The organism is Lichenibacterium minor (assembly GCF_004137685.1).
GTDB lineage: Bacteria > Pseudomonadota > Alphaproteobacteria > Rhizobiales > Beijerinckiaceae > Lichenihabitans > Lichenihabitans minor.
Window position 1 is genome coordinate 1 of record NZ_QYBB01000097.1, and the last position, 5,995, is coordinate 5,995.

Annotated in this window: 4 protein-coding genes; 1 reads left to right on the forward strand and 3 read right to left on the reverse strand. The window is 69.8% G+C overall.

What is annotated here, in order from left to right; translation table 11 throughout:
- Positions 1-298 precede the first annotated feature (298 nt).
- The 3 genes from D3273_RS26985 to D3273_RS26995 all read right to left on the reverse strand — a co-directional run bounded on the left by D3273_RS26985 (position 299) and on the right by D3273_RS26995 (position 4,150).
- On the reverse strand, positions 299-1,594 hold the full coding sequence (locus D3273_RS26985; RefSeq protein ID WP_129230038.1) for a c-type cytochrome: 1,296 nt from the start codon (positions 1,592-1,594) through the stop codon (positions 299-301).
- 10 nt (positions 1,595-1,604) lie between these two features.
- On the reverse strand, positions 1,605-3,320 hold the full coding sequence (locus tag D3273_RS26990) for a GMC family oxidoreductase (RefSeq protein ID WP_129230041.1): 1,716 nt from the start codon (positions 3,318-3,320) through the stop codon (positions 1,605-1,607).
- Positions 3,321-3,406: 86 nt separating this feature from the next.
- Positions 3,407-4,150 carry a gluconate 2-dehydrogenase subunit 3 family protein gene (locus D3273_RS26995; protein WP_165359739.1) on the reverse strand — a complete coding sequence of 248 codons (744 nt, stop codon included), beginning with the start codon at positions 4,148-4,150 and terminating at the stop codon, positions 3,407-3,409.
- A gap of 203 nt (positions 4,151-4,353) precedes the next feature.
- On the opposite strand from D3273_RS26995, the gene D3273_RS27000 reads away from it, so the two are divergent.
- Positions 4,354-5,649 (forward strand): cupin domain-containing protein, encoded by a 1,296-nt coding sequence (locus tag D3273_RS27000; protein ID WP_129230039.1) that lies wholly within the window; start codon positions 4,354-4,356, stop codon positions 5,647-5,649.
- The last annotated feature ends 346 nt before the right edge of the window (positions 5,650-5,995 follow it).

The following is a 5,995-nucleotide window of genomic DNA, read 5'->3' on the forward strand; positions in this document are numbered from 1 at the left end:
CTTCGCCCTGGAAACGCACGCGAAGGAGGTCAGCGCGTTCGTGAACCGCTTCCTCGGCGATGTCGTCGATCTCCGAGCGTGAGCTTGCGGGCAATCGTTCGATGACGAGGCGCGACGTCACCTGCTATGTCTGCTTCAGGGCAACGACGAAGTCTGGCGCTATGGCCTGATTGGGTCGACTCCAGCCGGCAACGGCCTGATGGCGAGGTAGGCTGGGCGGATCGAACCGCTTTCCCGGGTTGGTCTCAATCGGTGTCTGGCGTCGTTGCAATCCCATTTCGATGGGCGCCGTTGACCTCTACTCGACAGGGTGGGCCTGCTCCGCGAACGCTCTGCGGCTTTTGGCGACCGTGCCGGCCTCGACGGCCGGCGCTTGGTTGCCCCAGGCGTTGCGGATGTAGGTGACCACCGCCGCCACCTGCGCGTCGTCGAGCCGCCAGTCGTAGGACGGCATGGCGGCGCCGGTGGGCGCGCTCGGGGTCGCGGCGCTGCGGGCGCCCTGCAGCACCACCCGGATCAGGCTGGTCGGGTCGAGCTGCTGCACCACCGGCGCACCGGCCAGCGTCGGGAACAGGCCGCGCACGCCCGAGCCGTCGCCGCGATGGCAGGACGCGCAGCTGTCCGCGTAGATGGCGGCGCCGGCCCGCATGGCGGGGTCCGACGCCGGCACGGGCGCCGCACCGTCGTCCTGGCCCGGTTGCGCCTTGAGGTAAACCGCGATGGCGCGCAGTTCCTCGTCCTTCATGCGCGAGGACGACAGGCCGACCTCCTCGGCCATGGGGCCGGAGGAGGCGGCCTGCCGGTTGTGGCCCGTCTTGAGATATTCGACCACGTCCTCGATCGACCAGGAGCCGAGGCCGCGCCGCCGGTCGCCGGTGATGTTGGGCGCGGTCCAGCCCTGGATGACGTTGCCCTGGTAGAGCTTGCCCGCCTCGTCGCCGCCGAGCACCGTCTTCGGCGTGTGGCAGGCGCCGCAGTGTTCCGGCCCGGTCACGAGATAGGCGCCGCGGTTGTACACGTCGTCGTGGGCGGGGTCGGGCGCGAAGCGGCCGTCGCGGAAGTAAAGCAGGTTCCAGGCCCGCATGCCGAGGCGGATGTTCAGCGGGAAGGGCAGCGTGTCCGACACCACCTGCTTGTGCACGGGCTTCAGGGTCTTGAGGTAGGAGTGGATGGCGTCGACGTCCCGGCGCGTCATGTGGGTGTAGTAGGGGTAGGGCATGGCCGGGTAGATCTGGTGCCCGTCCTTGCCGAAGCCGTGCCACAGCGCGTCCGCGAAATCCTCGTCGGTCCAGGTGCCGATGCCGGTCTCGCGGTCGGGCGTGATGTTGGAGGACACGATCACGCCGAAGGGCGTCTCGATCGGCCGCCCGCCCGCGAAGGGCTCGCCGCCGTCCTTGGCCGTGTGGCAGGCGGCGCAGTCCGCGACCGTCAGCATGGTGCGGCCGTATTCGACCTCGGAGAAGGACTGCGCGTCGCCGTGGCTCTCCGCCTGCGGGCCGGAGGGCAGCTTCGGGTCGGTCGCGACGTAGGCGGCGGCGAGCGCGCCGGCGCCCAGCAGGACGAAGGCGGCGGTGCCGAGGAGGAGCTTGCGCATCGCCGTCTCCTCAGGCCTGCACCAGGGGGCCAGGCGCCTTCAGGTACTGGTTCACGATCGCGTCCAGCGTCCAATAGGTCAGCGCGCCCACCGTGGTGGTCGGGTTGTAGCCGGCGTTCTGCGGGAAGGACGAGGCGCCGATGACGAAGAGGTTCGGCACGTCCCAGCTCTGCTGGTAGCGGTTCACCACGGAGGTCGACGGTTCCGCGCCCATCACGGCGCCGCCGCACAGGTGCGATGTCTGGTAGTCGGTCACGTCGTAGTGGCCGGTGCGCGGCAGCTTGTCGACGCGCGTCGCCCCCATGGCGCGCAGGATCTCGGCGTAGCGGTCCGTCAGGAACGCGCTCATCTTGTGCTCGTTCTCGTGGAAGTCGATCGTCATGCGCATCAGCGGGCGGCCGAAGCGGTCCTTGTAGGTCGGGTCGAGGTCGAGGAAGACGTCGTCGTAGCTGTAGAAGCTGCCGTGCACGCCCGAGCCGGAATAGACCGACGAGTTGTAGTTCTGCTTCACCGCGGCCTTCCACTTCGCGCCCCAGGTCGGGGTGCCGGCCGGCACGGGCGTCGTCTCGATGGGGCGGCCGTTGGTCTGCACCTGGCCCATGTAGCCGCCGCCGACGAAGCCGAGCGGCCCGTGGTCGAAGTTGTCGCCGTTGAAGTCGTCGATGCACATGCCGATCGCGCCCGAGGCCACGAAGGGGTTGAAGCGGTGCGTCGCGGGGTCGAAGAAGGCGGTGGCGGTCGACACCGTCTGGTGGGTGAAGTTGCGGCCCACGTTGCCGCGCTTGGCGGCGGGGTCGTAGATCTCGCCGACGCCGGACAGCATCAGCAGCTGGACGTTGAAGGGCGTGAAGGCGCAGCACAGCACGAGGTCGGCCGGCTGCTCCCATTCCTCGCCGTCCGTGTCCACGAAGACGACGCCGGTCGCGCGCTTGCCGCCCGCGTCCAGCACGATGCGCAGCACCTCGCAATTGTCGCGCGCCGTGAAGCCCGGCTGCTTGACGAGGACGGGCAGGATGGTGGTCTGCGGGCTGGCCTTGGAATAGTTGCCGCAGCCGAACCACTCGCAATAACCGCAGAACGTGCAGGGGCCGAGCGTCACGCCGAGCGGGTTGGTGTAAGGCTGGCTCATGTTGCCGGAGGGCTGCGGGAAGGGCTGGTGCCCCATCTCCCGCGCAGCCTTCGCGAAGAGCGTCGCGTTGAAGGGCTGCTTCTGCGCCGGCGTCGGGTAGGGCCGCGAGCGAGGCCCCTCGAACGGGTTGCCGCCGGGCTGGATCGCGCCCCTGAGGTTGCCCGCCGTGCCGGCCGTGCCGCACAGGTACTCGAAGCGGTCGTAGTGCGGCTCGAGCTCGTCGTAGGTGACGCCCCAGTCCTGGATCGTCATGCCGGCCGGGATGAACTTCGCGCCGTAGCGCTCGGTCAGGTGCGTCTTCAGCATGAACTGCGAGGGCTCGAAGCGCCACATCTCGGCGTTCCAATGCAGGCCGCCGCCCCCCACGCCGTTGCCGAGCATGAAGGCGCCCCAGTCGCGGATGGGCAGCGCGGTCTGCGAGGGATTGTTGCGGAACGTGAAGGTCATCTGCGCCGGGCGCAGGAACAGCTCGTGGCGTACGCGGTAGCGGTACTCGTCCGGCGCGTAGGTGGGTGGGAAGTCCTGCGCGGTGTCGCGCCAGGGGCCGCGCTCGAAGGCGATCACGTCGAGCCCAGCCTCGCTGAGGCCGTGTGCCATGATGGAGCCGGTCCAGCCGAGGCCGATGATGGCCACGTCCTTGTGGGGGAGCTTGCGCAAGGGATCGGTCCTCAGCTCACTTCAGTTCACTTCGACGCGGCCGGCCGCCACAGCGGCGCCTCGGCGATGCCGATCGGCGCGTGCGGGTAGGGCTCGTTGTGCCGATCGATCCAGTCGGAATAGTCGTAGCGGGCGCCCGGGAAGCCGATCCACTTCCACGCCGCCATGTCGCGGTTGCCGCCGTAGACCGGGTCCGCGAAGAAGCCCTGGCGGGTGTTCTTGAGCAGCATGGTCCAGAAGTCCTTGGTGACGACGTCCTCGATCGGCAGGCTGCCGTCCTCGATGGCGCCGATCACCGCGTCCTGGTCGGCGGCCGCGAGGTCGACGAAGGGGCGGCCGTCGTGATGCTGGGCCGAATAGGCGTCGATGGCGCGCAGCGCCCCGCGGTACTGCGTGGCCGGGTCGAGGCGGGACTGCGGCCCCTGCTGCTTCGTGCCGGTCACGAAGGGCCCGTGGTCGTAGAGCCCCTCGGCGCGGCCGAAGGGGCCGGCGAGCTGCCGGTCGATGAAGACCGCGCAGCCGGCGTCCCTGGCGCCGGGCCCGTCGGGGTCGGGCGGGATGATGCGGTCGACGATGGCCTCGACCGTGCGACCCTCCGCGGGCGTGAAGAAGTGCCAGGGGCCGGGCACCACGGGCCGCGGCGGCGCGGCGGCGCCGGGCGCCCAGGGCAGCGCGCCGGCGATCGTGCCGGCGCGGGACGGGGCCGACGAGGCCGTGAACAGGACGAGGGCTGTACCCGACAGGAGGCGGCGGCGGTTCAGGATCAGCATCGCGTCGTCTCCGGCTCCCGGCTCAGGGCGGTCCAGCGCTAGCGCGGCAGCCGATAAGCTTTCGCTAATGCATCGGCGCGGATGCGGGGTTCCGGGGCGGTCGGGGAAATCGCGCGCGGGCCGCGCACGTCCCCGATGCGGGCACCCGCCACGGTGGGCCGGCGTTGGGGCCGCGAGAACGCCAGCCGAAAGCCGGAAACACGATGTCGGACCAGAACACACCCAACACCCCCCGCCGCCCCGTGGCGGGCTTCGCGCCCTCGCGCCGCGGCCTCCTCGGCGCCGGCGTGGCGGGGCTCGGCCTCGCCGCGGCGGGCGGCGCGCAGGCCCAGTCGCGCGCCACGACCCTCGCGGGCATGAAGGACGCGAGCGCCACGAACCCCGGCCCGCAGAACGGAGCGCTCGGCACCCTCTTCCCCGACTCCACGATGCCGCCCGCCTCCGACCACGGCAGCGTCAAGCAGTTCTGGTCGTCGATGAGCCTCGCGCACCGCCGCATCCAGGAGGGCGGCTGGGCGCGGCAGGTCAACGTCGTCGATTTCCCGATCTCCAAGGACATCGCCGGCGTCAACATGCGGCTGGAGGCCGGCGGCATCCGCGAGCTGCACTGGCACGCCGCCGACGAATGGGCGATCATGCTCACCGGCACGGCACGCATCACGGCGCTCGACTACGACGGCAGCCCCTTCGTCAAGGACGTCAAGGCCGGCGACCTGTGGTACTTCCCGCAAGGGTTGCCGCACTCGATCCAGGGGCTCGGGCCGGACGGCTGCGAGTTCCTGCTGGTTTTCGACGAGGGCACCTTCTCCGAGGACGACACGACGCTGATCTCGGACTGGCTGATCCACACGCCGCGCGCCGTGGTGGCCAAGAACTTCGGCGTGGACGCCGCGGCGCTAAAGCCCTTCGACGACATCCCGCCCAATGGCAAGTACATCTTCCCCGCGCCGGTGCCGCCCGCGCTGTCCCAGGACGCTGGCGCGATGACGAAGTCGCACCCCACGTCGAAGATCGATTTCGCCTTCGCCATGACGGACATGAAGCCTACGAAGGAGGACGCCAACGGCTCGATCCGCGTCGTCGACTCGCGCAACTTCACCATCTCGCGCAACGTCGCGGCCGCCTACGTGGTGATCAAGCCCGGCGCCCTGCGCGAGCTGCACTGGCACCAGAACGCCGACGAGTGGCAGTTCTGGATCTCCGGCAAGGGTCGCATGACGCTCTTCGCCAACCACTCGGACGCGCGCACCATCGACTTCAACCCGAGCGACGTCGGCTACGCGCCCGCCACGCTGCCCCATTACATCGAGAACACGGGCACCGAGGACCTCGTCTACCTGGAGATGTTCAAGGCGCCGGTGTACCAGGACGTGTCGCTAAACAACTGGATCGCGGCCCTGCCGCCGGAGCTGGTGAAGCAGCACCTCGGCCTCAGCGACGAGACGCTGGCCGCGATCCCCAAGGACAACCTCGGGATCGTGCCGCCCGGAAAGGCGTGAGGGACGGCGGTCACGCCGTCGCCAGCAGGCCGGCCGTCAGCTGGCGGAAGGCCTCGACGGCCCTGGGAAGCACGCCCGAGGGGTCATCGCTCACCGGGACTCAGAGCGAGGCGTTGAGCGCCGCGAGCGCCCGGCAGTAAGGATCTTCGCTGCCCTGAACGGCCGCTTTCGGCGGCGCTTTGGCTGCGTAGCTATGCCCGGCTTGGGTCGACTTCAGCCGGCCCTGGCTTCTCCGGACTGAACGTTTCGCCGATCCGCTTTCGCGAAACTCCTACAGACTGTGTGGAAAGGGGAGGGTCGTGCTCCCCGTCCCCCAGCCTCATGGTAGGATCCGCCATGGCGCACA

Bases quoted from the DNA above. Each gene is read 5' to 3' on its own strand.
- D3273_RS26985 (WP_129230038.1), bottom strand. From the start codon at position 1,594: ATGCGCAAGCTCCTCCTCGGCACCGCCGCCTTCGTCCTGCTGGGCGCC.
- D3273_RS26990 (WP_129230041.1), bottom strand. From the start codon at position 3,320: ATGGCACACGGCCTCAGCGAGGCTGGGCTCGACGTGATCGCCTTCGAG.
- D3273_RS26995 (WP_165359739.1), bottom strand. From the start codon at position 4,150: ATGCTGATCCTGAACCGCCGCCGCCTCCTGTCGGGTACAGCCCTCGTC.
- D3273_RS27000 (WP_129230039.1), top strand. From the start codon at position 4,354: ATGTCGGACCAGAACACACCCAACACCCCCCGCCGCCCCGTGGCGGGC.